Origin of the sequence: Acinetobacter sp. LoGeW2-3 (genome assembly GCF_002688565.1) — a bacterium.
Classification (GTDB): domain Bacteria; phylum Pseudomonadota; class Gammaproteobacteria; order Pseudomonadales; family Moraxellaceae; genus Acinetobacter.
This window is the reverse complement of sequence record NZ_CP024011.1, coordinates 1,859,111-1,880,000: the sequence shown is the minus strand read 5'-3', so window position 1 is coordinate 1,880,000 and position 20,890 is coordinate 1,859,111. Positions and strand designations below refer to the sequence as shown.

Below are 20,890 nucleotides of genomic sequence, written 5' to 3'. Positions count from 1 at the left end.
TTTAAGCTGTCAGACTTTTACGAATTTCATCTTCAATAATACCGATTTCAATCTGGCTAAATTTGCGGATTTCGCCTTCTGCATGCTTTTCCAGCATGCCACCCACTAATGGCACTTTGACTTTCACCGTCCAGTCCAGCTGGAATTCAATCTGGCGTTCATCGCCCTTTACTGCACGTTGGCAAGTCGCTTCGATTGGCAGGTTTGCGCCCAGCTCAACTGTCGACGTCAAATGTTCCAGATTACTGATGTCAGTACGTTGCAGGCGGAAAGCATCACGTAACAGTTTTTTTGCAATATCTGGAATATTCACGTCCAAGTTATATGCACGTTTCAGGGTATAGATTTCACCCTGTTTCTCAGAGACCAGAATCTCCATGTTCTGTGCTGGAATACGGCGGCAGACCGCTTCGTGCATACTGATATCACTGACCAGACGCTTGAATTCATCAATAGAAATACCATTGATATTTGCCTTTACAGTAAATTGATGTGCCATGTGGTTTTCCTTTTTATTTTTTAAATTGTGGAGGCGGCTATGTATTGAGAAGGCTTATTATAAAGCCAAATTTAGGATCAAATATATTTGGTGTATATCGACAGTATTAAACTGAACTTCTGATCTGATGTCATTATTCAATGTTCAGGAATATGAAGGCACTTAAGTCAATCATTCAGCTTTAACCATACTCGAATTTCGGCACCGCTACTGATGATTAACTTGGCTTCAGCAAAGCAAATGACAGCTTCAAACTCATCGGCACCATCATCCAGTCCTGAGGTATACCAGGTCGTACCTTTAGGGAAATCATCCAGCCAGGTGGCTTTATAAAAATCGGATACTGAATCGAATTGAAGATACTGCTGCGGCTGTGCCTGAATTTTCTGTCCGAGTTGTATGAAACGATTCAACTGAGCCTGTCGAAAGTCAATCAACATTATCGTGCTCCTGACAAAAAGCAGATTTTAACACGCTCACTGCCTGCGAATAATAGATCTGAGGAATACAAATAACTGAAACTTCTCAAACATCTAAGTTAGTTTCAGCAGAAGCTAAAGAGCAGAGAATGAAAGGATAATAAAATTTAGGAAAGGTTGAAGACCAAGCAAAAAAGCTGATTTGTTATCATTCATAAATCTTCAATTAGGCACAATGTGCATGGTCCGACTCAAAACGGTGTTCATGTCGATGTTCTTCTCCATTACGATCCACATGCGTATAGAAGACTCCGTAACGTCCCACATAATACTCAATGGATTGACCGTAGAAATTCCAGTAAATTGACCACTCTCCCAGATCCATTTTTCGGATCACGCTGTTGGTTTGTAGTGGCATGCGGTTTAACCATTTCTGCTGTAAGATTTCTGCTTGAGCTCGTTCAGTAATAATCGCCTGCTGCTTGAATAACATTTTAGCGATATCATCAAAGAGTTCTAATTCATAAGCATCTACTGTTACAGCAAGTTCATGTAACTTTGGTGCTGCAGAAATAGGCGCTTGATTTTGAGAAGACAGTAAAGTTTCAGGCTTTAAGCGCTGCCCATGATAGCGGGCTTTATAGATTTTAAAGGCGATCATCCAACCGGCATAAAGCACTAACATACTACAGATGAAAAACATTACTTTGACCATAGCCTGAGCCTCTTCTTCATTTTTCTTATGTTCGATCTGTATCTACAGATCTACTCAATTACAGTTCATTTACAAACCATAACATATTGATTGAAAAATACCCAACTTTAGTCATTTCAAGATATTTCAAAAAATTTATTTTTTACTTAGGGTATGGCTTTTATAATTTCTTAAGCAGACCTTTGTGCAGTAAATCAAAACAATCAGCCCTAGAAATAATGAGAATAAAAATCAATACGGCCTGTCTAACAATTTAAACAAGCCACACAAATGCGCCACAGAAACGCTGCATAAAGCAATTATTTGTCGGAAATTTCCCTAAAAATATAACAATCTCAGGCTTTCATTCACACTGTAGATATTGCTAAATGAATACTCGTTATTATTTAGTTTAGTTAAATTTGCCTTATGATTCGTGAAGGAAAGGTTCAGGATATTCCGCAAATTGTACATGTGGTTCATGACAGTATTCGCACTTGTGTGCTGGATCATCAACGTGAGGAACCCCGTATACAAACCTGGCTAGAAGCATTTACTCATTCCACCTTAATTGTGGAAATGCTGTATAACGACTGCTGGGTGTATACCGTACATGACAGAGTGGTGGGCTTTCTAATGGTCAGTGATCAGGGAGAAATCCGCATGCACTATGTGAGTAGTGGTATGCAGCGCATGGGCTATGGCACCCAGTTGTTCTATCACATGCTGGATGCTCTTACGCCTAAGAAAATTGACCGCCTGGAAATTGAAACTACACGAACTGCCTTGCCCTACTATACTAAACTTGGTTTTCAGAACACTTCTCTACAGATGCAGGATGAACCTGCGCTTCGCCTGTTCAAAGCTTTACCCTCTAGTACCTATTCCCAGTTCTGATCAGGCAGCAACTGCCCTGCTTTTCATCTGATCTCTACCTGCAAGTTTGGCTTCATATAAATGCTGGTCTGCAGTTTTCATCAGTATATGAATATCTGGATAAGGATGATGAACATCCATATAGGCAACCCCGATACTCACCGTAACATAATCTTTTTCGTCATCGCGATTATCATGTTCCAGCTGTTCCGCACGCACTGCCACAAGGACCAATTCAAAAATTTCCCGTGCTTCTGCAATAGGCATGTCATGCAGCAAAATGGCAAACTCTTCACCGCCATAACGTGCCAGATAACCTTGTTCAGGTAGAACATACTGAATCACTTGAACCAGACGTTGCAGCACTTCATCGCCTTTCAAGTGACCATAGTAATCGTTATATTTTTTAAAATAATCCACATCAATCATGGCAAAGGTTAAAGTTTGCTCAGGATGTTGAATGGTTTGATTAAACAGACGCTGAATTTCTTCGTTTAAAGCACGTCGATTATAAGCCCCGGTCAATGCATCGACCTTGCTCTGATATTCCAGTTTGGCATTCAGCTCATGCAGCTGTTCTGTTCTTTCGCGAACTTTCTGATCCAGCGAACTGTTTAGCGCCATCAACTTATAATTGAGTCGTTCAGTATAGTAAGTATGATGCGCATAATTACTGGATTGTTGGAACATGATGATCAAGGCATACAAGCTGGTCGAGATAAATGACAGATGTACACTCTCAATCACATTCAGCAATACCAGATAATCATTCAGAAAGGTCAGGCACAGAAAAATCACGGCAAACAGGTTGGTACGCGAATACTCCTCTCCTTGAGAAAGGGTCACATAAAAACCGTAGATGAAATTGCCAATGATCACCAGACCGTAGGCAGTACAGTACAGCGCTAGTGGTTCAAACACTTCAGGCGTGCTGAACAATGTCACCGCCATATTAAAAATCAGTAAGCCCGCACCCACGAAATATATTGAACGATGGATATAACGTGGCTTAAACAGGTGCATGTAGCTCAGGAAAAATAGGATCGCCAGGAAAGTAAACAGATATTCCAAGCGTGCACCCCATAGCCAGCTGATTTTAGTTACGATAGCATAAGGATGCGGTGCGGAAAACAGATTATGTAGCGCTAAAAAAATAATAAATAAGCCAAAGATAAATACACTACGGCTATTTCGTTCCACAGATCCACGAAACATAGAAAATAAAATGGTAAACAACCCCACACCCAGCACTGTGCCACAGACCGCAGCGATACTCATCATTTGCAGCATAAACTGCCGGCTAATAGTACTGGATGGTCCAATTTTCAAAGGCTTTTCCAGTCCACCATGCAAATGGGTATAGTTGGACACCTGAATGCTTAATGTGAAATATTCATTTTGCGGTACAAAGGAAGTAATCTTCGGCAACCTTTCCGTGACCTGACCCTCAGGTGTTTTACTGATCTCACCGAGATGCAGCAGAATATCACCATTCAGATAAATGCTATATGCACCATACTGGCTCGGAATATGTAACGCTAAGCGATGTCCAATAAATTCTTTGGGAATTTTAAAATGGCTAATAAACGTGCCATAGGTGGCATTGGTTCCGGTCAGGGTCTTAAATGAAGCAGGGAGTTTTACCGATTGTGATTCAAGCTCAGGATCTGGGCGCTCAATAAACTGACGTGGATAGAATTGCCATTTGCCTTGCAGAGAGGTAGTACTATCTTGATCAAATCTGAGTTCAGTGACTTCGCCCTGATGGGTAAGGAAATAGGATTCCGGAGCAGCATCATATTGGGCCCACACCATAGGTGCAATCCCACTCAAAACTATCAGCATCAACCACGATGCCAACAACAGCATAATCCCCTTAAACCTGAACAAGGATGACATCCTGTACCTATTATTATCGGTTCTAATGTACGTGGAATATGGGATATTGCCAATAATTTTTCATATAAAAAAGCAGGATAACCGACGAGCTATCCTGCTTCTAAATTCCTGAAAGAATGAACCATTCAGAAACTCATGCGATATCAATCACGTGTTTTAACGTCATACAGTTCGATTTCAAAAATCAGGTTTGAATTTGCTGGAATAATATTTCCCATTTTACGTTCACCATATGCCAGGTGAGAAGGAACAATCAGCTTACGTTTACCACCCACTTTCATGCCGATAATGCCTTGATCCCAACCTTTAATTACGCGACCAGTGCCGATGACAGTTTCAAAGTACTTGCCACGATCTAGCGACGAATCAAACTTGGTACCATCTTCCAACCAGCCAGTGTAATGCGTAGTGATCAATGCACCTTTTACTGCTTCTTTACCTTCACCAACCACCAGGTCAATGATTTCTAATTCTTTGGTCATCGCCAATATCCTTCGTTTTACAAATAGCACTAGTATAAACAGGATTAAGCCAAATTCCTCAGGCTTTAGTTTTCAATGGATTAAAAGCTGAGTTCCTGAATATTCTTATCCTGTAATAAATACTGGGTGAGTTTCTGATGATTTTTAGCAGATCCCATCAAGATCCAGCGACCCGTGATCTGGTTGTCCATTTTCTGCTGGCTGGAATGAATCACTTTTAATTTGTATTCTTTAAATAACTTTTCATAATGATCCGGTTCATGCTGCTCAAACGGACAGACGATTTCGTAGTTCCGCTCCTGATTCAGAGTTTCGATCCCGCGTTGCACATAGACCAATAGCACTAGTACAACTAGAACAATCACCGTTGCACAGACACTTAACAGCTCATAACCTGCACCGACTGCCATGCCCAGTGCAGCCGTCATCCAGATGGTCGTTGCAGTAGTAATCCCGGAAATCCGATTATCATCTTTTAAAATCACTCCGGCTCCCAAAAAACCTAAGCCGGTTAAGACATTGGCAGCCAATCGATCGGGATTAGCTACGCCAATTTTTAAGGAAATAATGGTAAATAGACAGGAACTCAGACTGACCATGATCATGGTGCGCAGTCCGGCAGATTTACTGTGATATTCTCGTTCTGCCCCAATAATTGCACCAATCGCGACTGCCAACAGCAAATCATAAAGTTCATGATACATGCTTCATCCCTGGACCTGATTAGTCTGTTCAGGTATACGAAATTTGGGGGTGAGGATACAAGTTAAGACTTGCATCCTTATTGGTTTTTATTGTAACTGTTCCCACTCAATCACAGCCTGCGCTTGGTCCCCGATCAGGGTCCATTCACCATCCATGATGTTCAGCTGCAGCTGCATAGTACGTTCACATAGCTGTTGTACCGCTTCAGTACTGGCTGAAGACAATTTCCAGACTTCTACATTCGATAAAGTTTTCAGTTTTGAACTGCGTTTGTACCATTCATCGACAGAAGTGCCATAAGCCACCACTGCAACTTTCTTGCAACGTGCACTCGCCTTTTTCACCTTGTCTTCATCAGGTAAGCCGACTTCAATCCACTGCATTAGCTGGCCGGTCAAGTCTTTTTCCCACAGCGCAGGTTCATCAGTTTCAAACAGGTCTTTGGTAAATTCAAGCGCTTCGCCAGCAAAACGTGCATAAGCCAAAATACGCACCATCAGACGTTCAACGGTTTCCGAAGGATGCAGTGCCATCGTCAACTGAAAATCTTCATAACGATGGGTATCCATATCGGCAATATTCAGGTCAGCCTTGTAAATCGTTGCTTTAAGCGCCATAACACAATCCTCAAATTTGGCGCCTAGCATATAAGATTTGCATTGATCTTGCTGAACAGATTTATAGCAATACCAGAAAATTTAATGAAAAGAATGTCCTGCTTCTGCATCAATCCGGCATTGCATCAGCGCAGTTTCGAAATTCAGCCAATCACGTTCAGTCTGGTAGATAATCTCGACCCGATTATCAATGCCTTCTTCTGTAGTCTGATAGTTGAACTGCTGCGGATTAAAGTTAAAGCTTTTCCATCCCTGATTGGTGTTAAAAATCCCTTTGATGCGTAGCCAATCCTGTTGTTCACAAAGCAGATCGAGTAGATTATAAAAATCAAACTGCCAGCGCTTTGGCAGCTTCCAGCCAGCTACGGCATAGCCTTGAGCAGTTTCCACATAATGATAAGGCAGCTGCTGAACTTTCGCGGGAACCTCATCTGCACGAAGCGAACGCTGCTGTTTTAACAACGGCTGAATCTGACGAGCAGAACCAACATAATCCTGCTTGAGCTGTTCAAGATTAATCTGACCATGTGCGCTGAGTAGCCAGTTCTGCCCATAGGCCTGATATTCCTGTTGCAGCTGCTTCAGACTAGCCTGATCTTCTGCAGTCATCAGATCAGTATGTGAGACGATGACAATATGTGCAGCTTTGAGCTGATCTGCATACAGGTTCTGTGTGGTCCAAGCCTGATCATGCAAACGTGAGCCATCCACAACTGTGACCAATGCTTGCATCTTCAGATGAGTCTGCCAGTGCGGTTCTGTGAGTTGTTCTAGTAACTGCGCCGGATGCCCTAACCCAGTCGGCTCAATAAATAATCGATCCGGCTTGGATTCGGATAATAATCGGGACAATGCCATCTGCATCGGCAACTGACTGCTACAGCATAAACAACCACCGAGTAGTTCCTTGACTGCATAGCCTTCATCTTGGGGTAATAGTGCTTGGTCTACGCCAATCTGACCAAACTCATTCATTAGTACTGCCCAAGTTTCCCCTTCCGGTTTTTGACTGAGCAAATGCTTGAGCAGTGTGGTTTTTCCTGCACCTAAAAAACCAGAAATAATATGCACGGGTACTGCAGATGAAGGAGAAAGGAGTTTCAAGGCTGGCTCACAGAGGAATGAAAATCAAAGGATTGATACATTATAACAATGCCATTTGGCTTGCAGGGAGTTAAATCAAAAACTAGGTAAAAGATCTCTTTAAAATGCCAATTTTGTAAGTTATTGCCACTTTCACCCCCAGTTGATCGCTGACAACCGCTTAAAATTTAAGCATTAATGAAATATTTTTAAACATTTTAATGCACTTTTTAGTGCCTATTTTTACCTAACTAAAACATAAATATGAGTTTTGTATATCGAACGTATACGTTGTTCTATAGCTTCTGTTAAAACAATTGCGGCATAAATTCTCAGCGCCTAGCATGAGTCCCTGTTGCGTTGATGTGATGGTTAACGCAATACATTACTTTTGAATAAAACATATAAGGATGCCTAACATGAACTATGCTCAAATTCTACTTGCAACAACGCTAAGCGCAGCAGCAGCAACCAGCTTCGCAGCAACAAAAACTACAGACAGCAAAGCAACCGTTGAAGAAGAAAAAGTTGTGGTGAGTACTCAGGAACTTCCTGAAACTCAAGCTGCAACTGCTCCGGCTACTACAGAGCAACCAAGTTCTGAAGCGGCTGCTGAACCTACAACTCAAACACCAAAAGCATCATCTGCTCAATAAGGCAGTTTTGCTTTGATCAATCATGTGTACCCATTTATGTGGGTACGCATGGCTGCTGTAGGGTAACTCTCCAGTGGATTTCTAATCCATGCGCTACAGAGGTCACAAATGGCTGATTGCATATTCGTGCATTCAGCCATTTTTCTATATTCATTTTGCTTTTCACCATAATGAATAGTGATCATTAAATCACTCCTGACTATGGTTGATATTTATAAAAATTATTAATTATCAAAATTATAAAAAATATTATCGTTTTTCTATCATGCATTTTAGCTATATTACACCGACTATGGCATAGCTTGTTTAGACCCTCGGTTTAGCCCTTAATCAGTTTAATTCTGGACGGATTCAAGGGAAGCTTGCAATGAGCAATGCAAATTACACAACTGAAGTAGCTATCTTGGGTTCAGGCCCGGTAGGTCTGACCATTGCTAACTACCTGAGCAAACAGGGCGTACAGGTCACTGTTATTGAACAACTTGACAGCCTGATTGACTACCCTCGCGCAGTTGGTATTGATGATGAATCATTGCGTACCATTCAATCCTTGGGTCTGGTGGACCAAGTTCTGCCGCACACTACTCCAAATCATGCGATGCGTTTCCTGACGCCAAAAGGTCGTTGTTTTGCGGATATCCAGCCGCTGACACGTGAATTCGGCTTCTCTCGTCGTAATGCTTTTATTCAGCCACAGGTAGACAATGTCCTGCTACAAGGCCTAAAAAAATACAAGAAAACTGAAGTGCTTTTCTCCCGTCACCTGACTCATTTCAGCCAGGATGCTGAAGGTGTAACCTTGAATGTGCAAACCAAAGATGGTGGTGAAGAAGTTGTTCGTGCACAATATCTGATTGCATGTGATGGCGGTAACTCTTATGTCCGTCGTACGCTTAATATTCCATTTGAAGGTGAAACTGCACCGAACCAATGGATCGTGATTGATATCGACAATGATCCATTGGCAACACCGCATATTTACCTATGCTGTGACCCGGTACGTCCGTATGTATCTGCTGCCCTACCTCACGGGATCCGTCGTTTCGAATTCATGGTCATGCCAGGTGAAACACAGGAAGAACTCAGCAAACCAGAAAATATTGCCAAACTACTGTCTAAAGTTTTGCCGAATACTGATGGCATTGAAGTGATCCGTCAGCGTGTCTATACCCATAATGCGCGTATTGCTGATAAATTCCGTGCTGACCGTATCCTGCTTGCAGGTGATGCTGCGCACATCATGCCAGTATGGCAAGGTCAAGGTTATAACAGCGGTATGCGTGATGCCTTTAACTTGGCCTGGAAAGTTGCATTAGTGATCCAAGGTAAAGCGAGCCATGAATTGTTAGATTCTTACCAAGTAGAACGTAAGGACCATGCTAAAGCGATGATTGATCTTTCTGTGATGGCAGGCCATGTTCTTGCACCACCGAAAAAATGGCAAGGTTTTGTTCGTGACGGGATTGCTTATGCATTGAACTATATCAAGCCAATCAAACAGTACCTGCTGGAAATGCGCTTTAAGCCAATGCCGAAGTATCATGATGGTGCCCTACTGGCCAACGCTCAGAAAGACTCTCCGGTTGGCAAAATGTTCATTCAGCCACAGGTGCAGCTGGAATCTGGTGAAACTGTACTTCTTGATGAAGTCATTGGTAACGATTTCGCGGTCATTGCCTGGGGCGTGGATCCGAAATGGGGCTTAAGCCAGGAATCCATGCAGCAGTGGAAAAAACTTGGAGTGAAGTTCATTCAAGTGATTCCTGCAGTTCAGCTGTCTAATCCACAGCGCAAGCAATATGAAGATGTCATCACCATTGGTGATATCGGCACAGAGATCCGTACCTGGTTTGGCAAGACCAAGGATTCAATCGTAATTCTTCGTCCAGACCGCTTCATGGCAGCTCTTGCGATTCCTCAATCTATGGAAAGCACAAGTAAGGCGCTGTTCAAAAAGCTTCATGTCAAATAATTGACCCAAGTCTAAAAAACCGCGCTACGGCGTGGTTTTGTTATTGATAGTTGAAAATAAACAAAATTTTAAACTAAGTCCGATATTGCTGAAACCATGGAATATCTTTCAGTGAATCACGGCGCGCCATCTGTTGCAAAAAAGGCGGGAACTCTTCAAAAGGCGGTAATATTTTGGAAGAAATGGCAAAGATCAAACAATAAGCCACATATAAATCTGCTGCCGAACATTGCTCACCGAGTAAATACGGATTTGCTTTCTGTATCCCCTGCTTAAGAAAACTAAAGACAGAGGCTTCATGACCAAAACTCAGACTTCTACGGTTTTGTTCGATATCTGCCTGCGGTACCTTAAGATTCTTGATATCAATATATTCGGTCAAAGGACCATGGCAGAAGAAAATCCATTTCAAATAAGCCCCACGTTTAGGATCATCCAGAGCAGGTGCCAGACCTTTCTCTCGATATTTATCGGTCAGATAAACATAGATTGCCGCCATTTCCGAGATAACAATGCCATCATCTACAAGACATGGCACCTTGCCCATGGGATTAATCTGCTCATAAGCCGGCTGATGCATCTCAGGATAAGGAATTTCGATCTGCTCAAGCTGGTCTTCAATCTCCAGTTCTTTGATTAAAGGCAGCAAAGTCAGGCCGCGAGACTGCGGATTATTATATAAGGTCATCATGATTGTGAACCTATTGTTTATTTTATTCCCTGACTATAGCGCTATTTCAGATCAAGACCAGTAAGGATGTGCTACCAATCATTTCATCCAATGTGTCAGTTTTCCTAGTCTTTGTCCCACTAAATTAAAATAGATTCAGACAGAACTTTTCTTTTAACACTTTCAGGATCAGGCGAATCACCTCATGTTTCTGATCCTTGCGATAAGACGCGTACAGACCAATCATCGGTAGTGGTTCGATGGTCTTTTTCACCACGATATTCTCACCCAATAGAGGAATAACATAAGATGGCACCAAGCTCCAGCCCACCCCCATCCCGACCAGGTTCACATTTAATAAGATGTTGGTGGAATGCTGTACCACATTCACCTTGATACCGGCTTTATTCAAAAATTCATGGATGATGGTAAACAGCTGGGGTGAAGCCTGTTCATCACTAATCACGAAGTCACGCCCTGCAAAATTCTTGATGCTTAAGGCTGGGATATCTATTACATCAGAATTACGCGGCACGATCAGGGTTAAAGGTTCATCAAAAATCTTGATGGATTCAAATTCTGCGGCAGGGTCTGGATAACGGGTGAAGGCAATATCAATCATGCCCTGACGCAGCCAGGAAAATTGTTCTGCATCAGTCAGGCTATGAAACTGCGCTTTTAAATCCGGAAAATGTGCGCGGATATTCGGCATGATATAAGGGAAGATCTTCATTTCTGCCACTGGTACAAAGCCAATATTCAGATGCTCTTTTTCCACTTCTGCGACCTGGCGTGCCAACTGAATTGCCCGTTCGGCATGTTCCAGACTCAGCAACGCTTCTTTAAGAAATACCTGTCCTGCTTCAGTCAGCTCGACTTTGCGGTTAGAACGTTCCAGCAATTTGACCCCGACTTCACATTCCAGATCTTTAATCTGCTGGCTCAGGGAAGGTTGTACAGTATTTAACTTTTCTGCAGCACGGGTAAAGTTCAATTCACGTGCGACCATACAAAAATAGCGTAAATGTCGAAGCTCCATCTTTCTTTCCCTCTTAGTTCGCTGCTTTTTTTCGTTGCTTGGAGACGGTTTGTCGATAGACCAGCAAGGTTAACATCACTATAATCGCACACAGCATATAGGTAGTTTCATAACCCCAATGTGCGATAAAGATGCCCATCATCACAGAGCCAACTGCCAAACCCAAATCAAACAAGGTAAAGAAAGTCGAGATGGCATGTCCCATACGCTGTTTCTCGACCGCCTGAATTGCCAGAGTTTGCAGACATGGGAACAGGGAACCATAACCTATACCGATGAATACAGCGGAAAGCCATAACATCCATTGATTATTGACTAAAGTGACCAGTACCAGACCTAAGGCAAAAAAGATAAAAGATGGATAAATGACAGCATCTGGACCTTTGCGATCATAGAACTTGCCGACCCAAGGACGCACCAGCAACATGGAGACGGCAAAGACAATAAAGAACAGACTGACATAGGCTAACAACTGCTTGGTTTCTGCAAAGACAGTAATAAAGCTGGTAATACTGGAATATGCAAATGCGGTAAGTAAGGCTACAAAGCTCACTGCCAAGACTTTGGTTTCAAGGATATCGTGTAAGCTTAACTTTGATTTTTCTGCTTTTATTACTTTAGCCTGAGGTAGCTCCCGAATATTCAGTATTAAACTGAAGATCAACCCTAAACTGATCAGGACGGCGAGGATACCAAAGAGCATCTGAAAGCTGGTGAATTGAACAGTAGTCAGTGCAATCAGCGGACCGAACACTACGCCCAGATTAGTCGACATGACAAAATAGCCCATGCCTTCGCCTTTACGCTGATCTGGAATAAAGTCATTCGCCACCGGAACGGTCACTGTGGTCAGAATACTGAACCAGATACCATGCAGAAAACGCACGACCAAGAGCGAGCTCATACTGTCAATTAGCAGATAACTAAAGGCAAACAGCGCAAATAGTAGTCCTGCACCACGCATCGCAAATTTCTTGCCTAGTTTTTCAGTAATCAGACCAGAGAAAGGACGAATGGCAATCGAAGATACCAGAAACAAGGTCAAAGCCAAACCTGCTTCTTTAACCGTCCCACCCAATTCGGTGGTGATATAAATTGGCAGAATTGCAATCAGGGCAAAATAATAGGTAAACAGAAATAAATTATTCAGTACGCACAGAATAAATGAGCGATTCCATAAAGGAGCTGTGGTGCTAGACATAAAAACCAACTATGTGCAGAAAAGTCTAAAATCAGGCCTAAGGTCTTGTAGGCTGTAAGATCAAGGCAACAAGTGCGCGAATATAATTTTCATCCGGCATCTTATTAAAAAAGATGATCTGGTAATGGATCGGTCCATACAGACTGTCCAGCATCAGTTCAAAGTTATAGTCCGCACGGATTTCTCCATGCTGAACGGATTGCTGGATCAAGCTGCGCATTTGTTCTCGACGCGGTAGCAGATATTGGGTAAAAAATTCCCCTGCCAGTTCACGATGATTCGCCATTACTACCAACAACGCCCGCCCGACTGGATGGTTCAGCGCCTGAGAGAGCCGGATTAATTGCTGTATCAGGTTATCTTCCAGTGACTTGGAGAAATCCAGATCAAAAATAGCAGCAGTATGTGCTCTAAAGGTATCTAAAACCAATTCAGACTTATGCTTCCACCAACGGTAAATCGTGGACTTCCCTACCCCAGCCCGTGCAGCGACATCTTCAATGGTGAGTTGATGATATTCATGTTCAGTCAGGGCTTCTGCCACGGCTTGCAGAATACATTCCTGCCGACGTGAGCTTTTTTCTTCCAGTGTCATCTTAATTTATCAAATCGAAACGATACGTATCGTTTCATTCTAAGGGATTTATATAGTTATGACCAGCCTGTATTAAAAGCATAGGTAAAAAAAAGACCTCCATTTAGAGAGGTCTTCTTCACTTTATAAAAATTAGCTGTGTGCTGATTTCTTATAAATGCTGCAAGAAGGATGATGATTTTCTTGCAAACGGGCAATCTTACGCTGTTCAGCTGCTTCAAAACGGCAACGTTTCCAGTCATTGTCCAGATTCAATGGTGGAATATGCTGTGGCTTACCATTTTCATCGACAGCAACCATAGTGAAATAGCAGCTATTGGTATGACGCACAGTACGTTTCTGGATATTCTGTGCTTCTACACGAATCCCGATTTCCATCGAAGTACGACCCACATGGTTCACACTTGCCAGGAAAGTTACCAGTTCACCCACGTGAATAGGTTCTTTAAAATTTACCTTATCCACGGACAGCGTAACCACATAACTGCCTGAATAGCGGCTCGCACAGGCATAAGCAACCTGATCCAGCAATTTCAGAATGGTACCACCGTGGACATTTCCTGAAAAATTCGCCATGTCTGGCGTCATAAGAACGGTCATTGTTAATTCTGACTGATCGTCTGAAGCTGGTGCAATTTGATCTAATGGGGCCATCGCTTTCTCTGAACTCTTTGAATGACAATGATATAAGCACATTATTATATCGTTTTTACTGTTAATTAAATGTTCTATTCGGCAAAAAATGCATCATTATTATTTATATGTAAAATGATTTCATACAGAAATAAATATAATACAGGGTGATTAATTTATATTCCGCAAACTATGTATTTCTGAAGATCACTGTTCATTTATTATTTTCATGATGAATAATCAGCAGATAGATTGAAGCAAGAATTTATCCATGCTGTTTTGATCAGACCACATGGATAAATTCTGATACTGATCTTTTAATCAGCACTTACTCTTAACATTTCCTGAGCGACATTTTGATAACTTAATACCTGCTGACCGTCGAGTTGAGTTTCCACGGTATAGGTTCCATCCTGATGTGCAGCGGTTACTTTAAAGATGTATTGCTCAAACTGAGCCAGTTTGACCTGCTGCCCAACTTCAAGGTTATTCATAAGCCACCCTAGATTTGATCTGGTTTGTTTCATCAATTGCATTCTGACATGACTCATTAGATTTTTAAACAATTGATAAACTTAAGTATATAAATAACCGTATAAAATTATAAAAAAATACACTTTTCCAATGTATCAATTTTAGTAATTTATTTAAATTTCAGTAGCTTATATTTTTAGCACCGATCATTTTTTGTTAATATATACTTAATAACGCTGAGTTAATATTTTCTATAGATCGACATTTTCTTATAAGTGATTTTTATTATTCTTTAAGTATTTTGATTAAAAAACCCTCATTGATTATCAAAGAGGGTTTTTTAATTGAATGGATATTTTAGAGATTATTTTTCATGAGCCAGTAACTGTGGAATTTGATGTCCTTGCGCATAATCATGCTTCTGATAGACCTGTTCAATTTCAAGCAATTTTGCACGTGCCGCTTCAATGCCCGCTTCCATGGTCATGGTTCTGCCGCGCACATCAAAAATATGACCTTTCTCACGCAAGTCCGGCTGGATCACCACATCAGCATGCTTTAACTCCTCAGTGGCAAGCCGCTTCTGCATGATATTGATGTTCTGGTTAAACAAGCCCCAGACGTTGGTGGTTTCAGTATGAATCGGCTGTGCCAGAATATCAACGGCGATGACAATATCTGCGCCTAATTCGCGTGCGACATCAACAGGTACCGGGCTGACCAGACCACCATCAACATATTCTTTTTCTTCAATCATGGTCGGAATGAACATGCTCGGAATCGCAACTGATGCACGAACTGCCTGACCAGTATTACCATAATTAAAGACGACTTTCTTGCCTTCTTTTAAGTCTGTCGCCACCACAAACATCGGAATTTTTAAGTCTTGTAAAGGAACATTGTCGACCTGAAGATTGACATAATCTTCGACTTTTTTACCATCAAAAAAGCCTTTTAGATCAATTCGGAAATCACGGACATCATTGGCTTTCATGCTCAGTGCAATATTGCGCAATTCAATCGCAGGTTTACCGCTGGCATAGATAGAACCCACGATACTGCCAGCACTGGTTCCAACAATCATGTCAGGCTGAATACCTGCCTGTTCCAGTACCTCAATTGCGCCAATATGCGCATAACCTCGGGCACCACCGCTGCCTAAAACCAGAGCGACCACGGGACGCTGCTCGGTTGCTTTAATTTTTAGAAAATCGATTTTGTTCGGACGTGCCTGTGCTGTGCTTTGCAGTATTTGCTTGGATTGAACACCTGCATTCACTGCCATCACGCGCTGATCAGGCATGCTCTGACAGCCAGCCAAACCGAACAGTCCCAGCATGATGAAGCTCAACCCATATTTCCGCATACAGCACTTTTCCTCATTTCATTAGCTGCATAGTGTATAAACACCATGTTAATTTAACTGTTGAATTTCGTAAATTTGTCATACAGTTTGAACCACTTATCCCTATTTAACCTTATGTCGTCATGCAGTCACCTACCCTTTATCAGATTTTTCTGACTTTCCTGCAACTTGGATGCACTTCATTTGGCGGACCTGCTGCACATCTGGTGTTTTTTCATCGTAAGATGGTCGGCCAGTTAAAGTGGTTGAATGACGCACAATATCAGCAACTGGTGGCACTGGCGCAATTACTGCCAGGACCGAGTAGCAGCCAAGTGGGTATCGGCATCGGTTATATGCAACGGGGTTATAGCGGCGCTTTGATGGCCTGGTTAGGTTTTACCTTACCATCTGCCTTTTTAATGGCTTTGGTTGCCTTACTCGGACAACGCTACTTTTATATTTTAAACTCATATAGCTTTCATGTAATCCAGCTCATTGTATTTGCAGTGGTCAGTTGGGCATTCTGGCAAATGTTGCGGAGCTTCTGTAAGTCGTGGTGGCAATATAGCCTGATGATCGCTGCCACGATTTTTCTGGCAGTCGTTCCACTCAGCTTTAACCAGGTTTTGGTGATTCTGCTCGCCGGATTGATCAGTATTGCGATTAGCAAATTTCAAAGTCAAGTACTGTTACAGTCGGCTCAAGTGAAAAATGTCAGCCTAGAAACCACCTATGTTCAGAAAAAGCATGCTGTTTACTGGTTGATTGCCTTTTTACTGCCCTTTATAGCTATTCCGCTGCTGATCCAGTATTTGCATTGGTTTGAACTGGGCTTCTTTAGCGATTTTTATCGGACAGGTTCATTGGTATTTGGTGGTGGACATGTAATTTTACCATTACTTCATCAGGACTTTGTCAGCACCCAGCTGGTCAGTGCACAAGCTTTTGACCTGGGTTATGCCTTTGCCCAGTTGATGCCCGGCCCATTGTTCAGTTTCGCTTCCTATCTTGGCGCTTTATTAGACTGGACGGATCAGCTTTGGCTAAATGCCCTACTGGCGACTGTGGCTATTTTCCTGCCGTCATTTTTATTGATTTTTGCCACTCTACCTTACTGGTCCTGGCTGATGCAGCAAGCAGTGATCCGTCATGCTGTGGCAGGAATTAATGCGGCAGTTGTCGGTCTGTTGCTTTATCTGGTGCTGCAACTTGGACAAAGTTATCTGAAACGTTGGGAAGATATTTTATTTGTGGTGGTGATGATTTATCTGATGCATTCCAAACTTCCCCTCTGGTTTAGCTTAATTGCAGGCTTTGCAGCCTATTACAGCTATCTTAGTTTCTGGTGAACCGTATTCATAAAAAAGCCCCGAATGTTCGGGGCTTTTTGTTCAACCAGGTTTTACCAGATATCTGATTTGACCTTGTCTTTAAACTTCGGATGTTGATCCAGTTTAAACACCGGTTCCTTCACCCCACGCTTCAACTGACCGGTATAGTCTTTCAAAAGCATCAGGATAAATGGCATCAACAACAGAATGGCAATCAAGTTGATACTTGCCATCACCCCCATAAACAGATCCGCCATGTTCCAGATCAGAGGTACGCTGGCAATTGAGCCAAAGTACACCATGAACAGCACCAGAATACGGAAGATCATCATCACACGTGGATTGTTATTGATAAACTGGACATTCCCTTCTGCATAGGCGTAGTTCCCGATAATGGACGAGTATGCAAACAGGAACAGGATCAGTGCCAGGAAGTCATCCCCCCAAGAACCGATCTGGCTTTCTAGCGCCATCTGGGTCAGGGTCACCCCTTCGAATCCGGCATTTTGATACAGGCCCGAGACCAGAATAATGATCGCGGTACATGAGCACACCACAAAGGTATCCACAAATACACCAAGCATTTGTACCAGTCCCTGATTTACCGGATGCTTCACATCAGATGCAGCTGCGGCATTCGGTGCAGAACCCATACCGGCTTCGTTAGAAAACAGACCACGTTTGATACCCATCATCATTGCCATAGACACCATGGCACCGAAGAAACCACCGGCAGCGGCTTCAAATTCAAAAGCCTTGCTGAAAATCAGTTGGAAAATTGATGGCAACACATCGTAGTTAATTACGGCGATATACAGTGCCACGATCAGATACAGAAGGGCCATAATCGGTACAACACCTTCTGCCACTTTGGCAATCCGTTTGATCCCACCGAAGATGATGCAGGCCGTAATCAAGACCAGCAACAGCCCTAACCAGGAAACCTCAAAGTCAAAACCGCCCAATGGCAGTTTCAAATTTGCCTGATCCCAGCCCCAGGCATGTGAAGTTGCACCAATAATCGCATTCGCCTGTACAGCATTAAACACGAAGCCGTACGTCAAAATCAGCGCAATAGCAAAGACGATCCCCAGCCATTTCTGTTTCAGACCTTGGGTAATGTAATACGCGGGTCCACCACGGAACTGTTTGTTCTGGGTATCACGCACCTTGAACAGCTGTGCCAATGAAGATTCAACAAAGGCTGAACTCATGCCGAGGAAAGCGGTAAACCACATCCAGAACACTGCACCCGGTCCACCAATCGCGATCGCGATTGCTACACCAGCGACATTACCAACACCTACACGGCTGGCAAGTCCTGTCACGAAAGCTTGGAATGGGGTAATCCCATGCCCGTGTTTATCATCACCCTCGGTACGGCTGCCTTTCATCACTTTCATACTGTGCCAGAACAGACGAATCTGCACCGCACCCGTCATGATGGTATACAGAATACCGACTGCAACCAGAAAGACGACCAGAAAATCCCAAAGTGGACCATTTAAGGCATTCACCCAACCCAGCAGGGTTTCATTCAGCTGTTCATTCATATCCAATCCTTTCTATGTGCCTTAGATTTATTGTTTTGACTTCGCATAGACATCCTTATCTTATACAAAGAATTTCAGGATCACCTGAATCACAGTGGCATTGATCAAGTCTACGAAGAACGCACCACAGAGCGGTACAATCAGGAAGGCCTTGTGCGATGCACCGTACATATTGGTAACAGCCTGCATGTTAGCGACTGCCGTCGGTGTTGCGCCCATACCAAAACCACAATGGCCCGCGGCCAGGACTGCTGCATCATAGTTTTTACCCATGACACGGAAAGTCACAAATGCTGCATACAGCGCCATAGTAATGGTCTGTGCACCGAGGATGACCATCAATGGACCTGCAAGATCTGCCAATTGCCATAGTTTCAGAGATAGCAATGCCATTGCTAGGTAAAGCGACAATGAAGCATTACCAAAGACATCAATTGCACGGTCAAAGACTTGAACCTTGAATACACCTTCAAGAACATTACGCAGGATCACACCACCCGCCAGCGCCCAAACAAAAGTTGGCAGTTCAAATGCAGTACCTTTACTAAATCCGGTCATAAACTCAGCAAATGCCAGACAGCCTGCAAACAGACCTAGTGTGGTAATGGCATTATCCGCGGTGATCAGACGAACACGATGTGGATATTCAAATGGGATATATTCAGTAGAATTAATATCCATTGGCGTGTTATCACGTTTTTCTACCTGTGCATTCGTACGTGGGTTCGCCAATGCATAACGGTTAATTAACATTCTCGCTAAAGGACCACCGATCAGACCACCAATGATCAGACCGAAAGTCGCGCTGGCCATACCAATCACCAGGGCACCCTGAATACCATGTTCAGCTTCTAGAATCTCGCCCCATGCCCCAGCAGTACCGTGACCACCGGTCAAGGTAATTGAACCGGCAATCAGACCAATCAGCGGATCAATACCAAGCAATGTTGCAAGCGAAATGCCGACGATGTTTTGCACAATAATAAATAGTGAAATCGCCACCAAAAAGATTACCAGACCAATTCCACCCTCACGCAACTTGGCGAAGTTGGCACTCAGACCAATCGACGCAAAGAACACCAGCATAAAGCTGGTCTGTAATTCTGCACTTGTGGTAATACTGTAACCCCACAAGCTATGGATGATCAGGGAGATAATCGCTGCAACCAGACCACCTGCAACAGGTTCCGGAATGTTATAGCGCTTTAAGAAATCGATTTTATTCACCAGGAAACGACCAAGCAACAAGACAATCACTGCGGCAATCAAGGTATAAAATGCGTTAAAAGTAAAATCCATAATTATTTGCCCAAGATGATTCTGAATTTTTATTGTTCTAAAAGTAATCTTGTGACTTCAGTTCAGTGGATCACATCCACCTCCCTACCCTATATCAGTCAACATGGACAGCAATAGCTTTTAGAAGAACAAAACAATTCAGCACCTGATTCAAATTCGTCAATGCAATCTTGCCGATTGCATATAACCCTAAAGCCATCTTAAAAATACAATGTCCAAAATCTAGAAACTGTTGAACAATCTGTTCTGCATCAAATGACGAGATAAAAGCTTCATCATCCTGCAGGATCTCGAAGCACAATATTTCTGAATTCTTTCTAACCTGACAGACACGCTACAGAGATACGGCGATGAACACTGTTTCTGCATTTACAATCTGTTCAAGATATTTAGAATGAACCTTCAGATGAAAAGTCGGACATTATGCGGTGTCTTAATGCACTGTATTATTGTTTTTTATTAACAATAGTTTGACTTTTCATAAAAATAATTCATAAATTGATATTTTTCTGATCAGGCATTCCTCGGTTTAAAGTTTTAACAATTCATTATAAATACCGCATATTTAATGGAGATTCATTGAAGCTTCGATCTCTTTTCTTAGGATTATTGTAGTCTTTATTGCTTATAAAGCTGTTTTATGAAAGTTTTACTTAACTTAAACACAAGATATTTAAGTAAAAATTAAACTATAGATGAGTAACTCTATAGCTATACAGCAATAAAAAGATACAGATGCATTATTTAATGACTCAGATATTCGTCTGTACATAGAAGTTCATGTTTTTATTTTAAATCACTGCGAATAGATGCACTTCTGTCATGGTATCAGCTACTATCATTTG

Annotated in this window: 21 protein-coding genes; 4 read left to right on the top strand and 17 right to left on the bottom strand. The window is 42.5% G+C overall.

The annotated features are described in order from the left end of the window. Window position 1 precedes the first annotated feature (1 nt). From BS636_RS09000 to BS636_RS08990, 3 genes are all read right to left on the bottom strand, one after another. The gene (locus BS636_RS09000; protein ID WP_099338448.1) at window positions 2-499 is read right to left on the bottom strand and encodes a DUF2505 family protein; all 498 of its coding nucleotides are present in this window, start codon (window positions 497-499) and stop codon (window positions 2-4) included. Between the two features lie 167 nt (window positions 500-666). Continuing rightward, on the bottom strand, window positions 667-939 hold the full coding sequence (locus BS636_RS08995) for a hypothetical protein (RefSeq protein WP_099338447.1): 273 nt from the start codon (window positions 937-939) through the stop codon (window positions 667-669). A gap of 205 nt (window positions 940-1,144) precedes the next feature. Further along, window positions 1,145-1,633 (bottom strand): hypothetical protein, encoded by a 489-nt coding sequence (locus tag BS636_RS08990; RefSeq protein ID WP_099338446.1) that lies wholly within the window; start codon window positions 1,631-1,633, stop codon window positions 1,145-1,147. A 408-nt stretch (window positions 1,634-2,041) separates the two neighbouring features. On the opposite strand from BS636_RS08990, the gene BS636_RS08985 reads away from it, so the two are divergent. After that, window positions 2,042-2,509 carry a GNAT family N-acetyltransferase gene (locus BS636_RS08985; RefSeq protein WP_099338445.1) on the top strand — a complete coding sequence of 156 codons (468 nt, stop codon included), beginning with the start codon at window positions 2,042-2,044 and terminating at the stop codon, window positions 2,507-2,509. Here BS636_RS08985 and BS636_RS08980 read toward each other — a convergent pair whose 3' ends face one another. From BS636_RS08980 to BS636_RS08960, 5 genes are all read right to left on the bottom strand, one after another. After that, window positions 2,510-4,357, bottom strand: coding sequence for a diguanylate cyclase domain-containing protein (locus BS636_RS08980; protein ID WP_099338444.1), 1,848 nt, complete (start codon window positions 4,355-4,357; stop codon window positions 2,510-2,512). A 173-nt stretch (window positions 4,358-4,530) separates the two neighbouring features. Continuing rightward, complete coding sequence (locus BS636_RS08975) at window positions 4,531-4,869, bottom strand: FKBP-type peptidyl-prolyl cis-trans isomerase (protein WP_099338443.1); 339 nt, start codon at window positions 4,867-4,869, stop codon at window positions 4,531-4,533. 80 nt (window positions 4,870-4,949) lie between these two features. Then, entirely contained in the window at window positions 4,950-5,573 is a 624-nt protein-coding gene (locus BS636_RS08970) for an MgtC/SapB family protein (RefSeq protein WP_099338442.1), read from the bottom strand. Between the two features lie 87 nt (window positions 5,574-5,660). Then, the gene (locus BS636_RS08965) at window positions 5,661-6,191 is read right to left on the bottom strand and encodes a YaeQ family protein (protein WP_099338441.1); all 531 of its coding nucleotides are present in this window, start codon (window positions 6,189-6,191) and stop codon (window positions 5,661-5,663) included. 81 nt (window positions 6,192-6,272) lie between these two features. Then, window positions 6,273-7,295: a CobW family GTP-binding protein gene (locus BS636_RS08960; protein ID WP_099338440.1), complete on the bottom strand. Its 1,023-nt coding sequence runs from the start codon at window positions 7,293-7,295 to the stop codon at window positions 6,273-6,275. A 398-nt stretch (window positions 7,296-7,693) separates the two neighbouring features. Here BS636_RS08960 and BS636_RS08955 point away from each other — a divergent pair, with 398 nt between their 5' ends. Beyond that, a complete protein-coding gene (locus BS636_RS08955; RefSeq protein ID WP_099338439.1) occupies window positions 7,694-7,930 on the top strand; it encodes a hypothetical protein in 237 nt (78 codons plus the stop codon). A gap of 367 nt (window positions 7,931-8,297) precedes the next feature. After that, complete coding sequence (locus BS636_RS08950; protein ID WP_099338438.1) at window positions 8,298-9,902, top strand: bifunctional 3-(3-hydroxy-phenyl)propionate/3-hydroxycinnamic acid hydroxylase; 1,605 nt, start codon at window positions 8,298-8,300, stop codon at window positions 9,900-9,902. 73 nt (window positions 9,903-9,975) lie between these two features. Here the strand turns inward: BS636_RS08950 and BS636_RS08945 are convergent, their stop codons facing one another. The 7 genes from BS636_RS08945 to BS636_RS08915 form a co-directional block, all read right to left on the bottom strand. Continuing rightward, the gene (locus BS636_RS08945; protein WP_099338437.1) at window positions 9,976-10,593 is read right to left on the bottom strand and encodes a glutathione S-transferase family protein; all 618 of its coding nucleotides are present in this window, start codon (window positions 10,591-10,593) and stop codon (window positions 9,976-9,978) included. A gap of 124 nt (window positions 10,594-10,717) precedes the next feature. Further along, on the bottom strand, window positions 10,718-11,611 hold the full coding sequence (locus BS636_RS08940; protein ID WP_099338436.1) for a LysR substrate-binding domain-containing protein: 894 nt from the start codon (window positions 11,609-11,611) through the stop codon (window positions 10,718-10,720). Window positions 11,612-11,624: 13 nt separating this feature from the next. Next, window positions 11,625-12,812, bottom strand: coding sequence for an MFS transporter (locus BS636_RS08935; RefSeq protein WP_099338435.1), 1,188 nt, complete (start codon window positions 12,810-12,812; stop codon window positions 11,625-11,627). Between the two features lie 37 nt (window positions 12,813-12,849). Beyond that, the gene (locus BS636_RS08930; RefSeq protein WP_099338434.1) at window positions 12,850-13,407 is read right to left on the bottom strand and encodes a TetR/AcrR family transcriptional regulator; all 558 of its coding nucleotides are present in this window, start codon (window positions 13,405-13,407) and stop codon (window positions 12,850-12,852) included. A 132-nt stretch (window positions 13,408-13,539) separates the two neighbouring features. After that, the gene (locus BS636_RS08925; RefSeq protein ID WP_099338433.1) at window positions 13,540-14,061 is read right to left on the bottom strand and encodes an acyl-CoA thioesterase; all 522 of its coding nucleotides are present in this window, start codon (window positions 14,059-14,061) and stop codon (window positions 13,540-13,542) included. A gap of 296 nt (window positions 14,062-14,357) precedes the next feature. Next, window positions 14,358-14,534: a hypothetical protein gene (locus BS636_RS16290; protein ID WP_171266002.1), complete on the bottom strand. Its 177-nt coding sequence runs from the start codon at window positions 14,532-14,534 to the stop codon at window positions 14,358-14,360. 344 nt (window positions 14,535-14,878) lie between these two features. Further along, window positions 14,879-15,880: a patatin-like phospholipase family protein gene (locus BS636_RS08915; protein ID WP_099338431.1), complete on the bottom strand. Its 1,002-nt coding sequence runs from the start codon at window positions 15,878-15,880 to the stop codon at window positions 14,879-14,881. 122 nt (window positions 15,881-16,002) lie between these two features. Here BS636_RS08915 and chrA point away from each other — a divergent pair, with 122 nt between their 5' ends. After that, window positions 16,003-17,211 carry a chromate efflux transporter gene (gene chrA, locus BS636_RS08910; RefSeq protein ID WP_099338430.1) on the top strand — a complete coding sequence of 403 codons (1,209 nt, stop codon included), beginning with the start codon at window positions 16,003-16,005 and terminating at the stop codon, window positions 17,209-17,211. A gap of 53 nt (window positions 17,212-17,264) precedes the next feature. Here chrA and BS636_RS08905 read toward each other — a convergent pair whose 3' ends face one another. Beyond that, window positions 17,265-18,746, bottom strand: coding sequence for an alanine/glycine:cation symporter family protein (locus tag BS636_RS08905; RefSeq protein ID WP_099338429.1), 1,482 nt, complete (start codon window positions 18,744-18,746; stop codon window positions 17,265-17,267). A 60-nt stretch (window positions 18,747-18,806) separates the two neighbouring features. Next, on the bottom strand, window positions 18,807-20,045 hold the full coding sequence (gltS, locus tag BS636_RS08900) for a sodium/glutamate symporter (protein ID WP_099338428.1): 1,239 nt from the start codon (window positions 20,043-20,045) through the stop codon (window positions 18,807-18,809). Window positions 20,046-20,890: the final 845 nt, after the last annotated feature.

What these genes read in the sequence shown, in the direction of transcription:
- BS636_RS09000 (WP_099338448.1), bottom strand. Translation starts at nt 499, where the DNA reads ATGGCACATCAATTTACTGTAAAGGCAAATATCAATGGTATTTCTATT.
- BS636_RS08995 (WP_099338447.1), bottom strand. Translation starts at nt 939, where the DNA reads ATGTTGATTGACTTTCGACAGGCTCAGTTGAATCGTTTCATACAACTC.
- BS636_RS08990 (WP_099338446.1), bottom strand. Translation starts at nt 1,633, where the DNA reads ATGGTCAAAGTAATGTTTTTCATCTGTAGTATGTTAGTGCTTTATGCC.
- BS636_RS08985 (WP_099338445.1), top strand. Translation starts at nt 2,042, where the DNA reads ATGATTCGTGAAGGAAAGGTTCAGGATATTCCGCAAATTGTACATGTG.
- BS636_RS08980 (WP_099338444.1), bottom strand. Translation starts at nt 4,357, where the DNA reads ATGCTGTTGTTGGCATCGTGGTTGATGCTGATAGTTTTGAGTGGGATT.
- BS636_RS08975 (WP_099338443.1), bottom strand. Translation starts at nt 4,869, where the DNA reads ATGACCAAAGAATTAGAAATCATTGACCTGGTGGTTGGTGAAGGTAAA.
- BS636_RS08970 (WP_099338442.1), bottom strand. Translation starts at nt 5,573, where the DNA reads ATGTATCATGAACTTTATGATTTGCTGTTGGCAGTCGCGATTGGTGCA.
- BS636_RS08965 (WP_099338441.1), bottom strand. Translation starts at nt 6,191, where the DNA reads ATGGCGCTTAAAGCAACGATTTACAAGGCTGACCTGAATATTGCCGAT.
- BS636_RS08955 (WP_099338439.1), top strand. Translation starts at nt 7,694, where the DNA reads ATGAACTATGCTCAAATTCTACTTGCAACAACGCTAAGCGCAGCAGCA.
- BS636_RS08950 (WP_099338438.1), top strand. Translation starts at nt 8,298, where the DNA reads ATGAGCAATGCAAATTACACAACTGAAGTAGCTATCTTGGGTTCAGGC.
- BS636_RS08945 (WP_099338437.1), bottom strand. Translation starts at nt 10,593, where the DNA reads ATGATGACCTTATATAATAATCCGCAGTCTCGCGGCCTGACTTTGCTG.
- BS636_RS08940 (WP_099338436.1), bottom strand. Translation starts at nt 11,611, where the DNA reads ATGGAGCTTCGACATTTACGCTATTTTTGTATGGTCGCACGTGAATTG.
- BS636_RS08935 (WP_099338435.1), bottom strand. Translation starts at nt 12,812, where the DNA reads ATGTCTAGCACCACAGCTCCTTTATGGAATCGCTCATTTATTCTGTGC.
- BS636_RS08930 (WP_099338434.1), bottom strand. Translation starts at nt 13,407, where the DNA reads ATGACACTGGAAGAAAAAAGCTCACGTCGGCAGGAATGTATTCTGCAA.
- BS636_RS08925 (WP_099338433.1), bottom strand. Translation starts at nt 14,061, where the DNA reads ATGGCCCCATTAGATCAAATTGCACCAGCTTCAGACGATCAGTCAGAA.
- BS636_RS16290 (WP_171266002.1), bottom strand. Translation starts at nt 14,534, where the DNA reads ATGAATAACCTTGAAGTTGGGCAGCAGGTCAAACTGGCTCAGTTTGAG.
- BS636_RS08915 (WP_099338431.1), bottom strand. Translation starts at nt 15,880, where the DNA reads ATGCGGAAATATGGGTTGAGCTTCATCATGCTGGGACTGTTCGGTTTG.
- chrA (WP_099338430.1), top strand. Translation starts at nt 16,003, where the DNA reads ATGCAGTCACCTACCCTTTATCAGATTTTTCTGACTTTCCTGCAACTT.
- BS636_RS08905 (WP_099338429.1), bottom strand. Translation starts at nt 18,746, where the DNA reads ATGAATGAACAGCTGAATGAAACCCTGCTGGGTTGGGTGAATGCCTTA.
- gltS (WP_099338428.1), bottom strand. Translation starts at nt 20,045, where the DNA reads ATGGATTTTACTTTTAACGCATTTTATACCTTGATTGCCGCAGTGATT.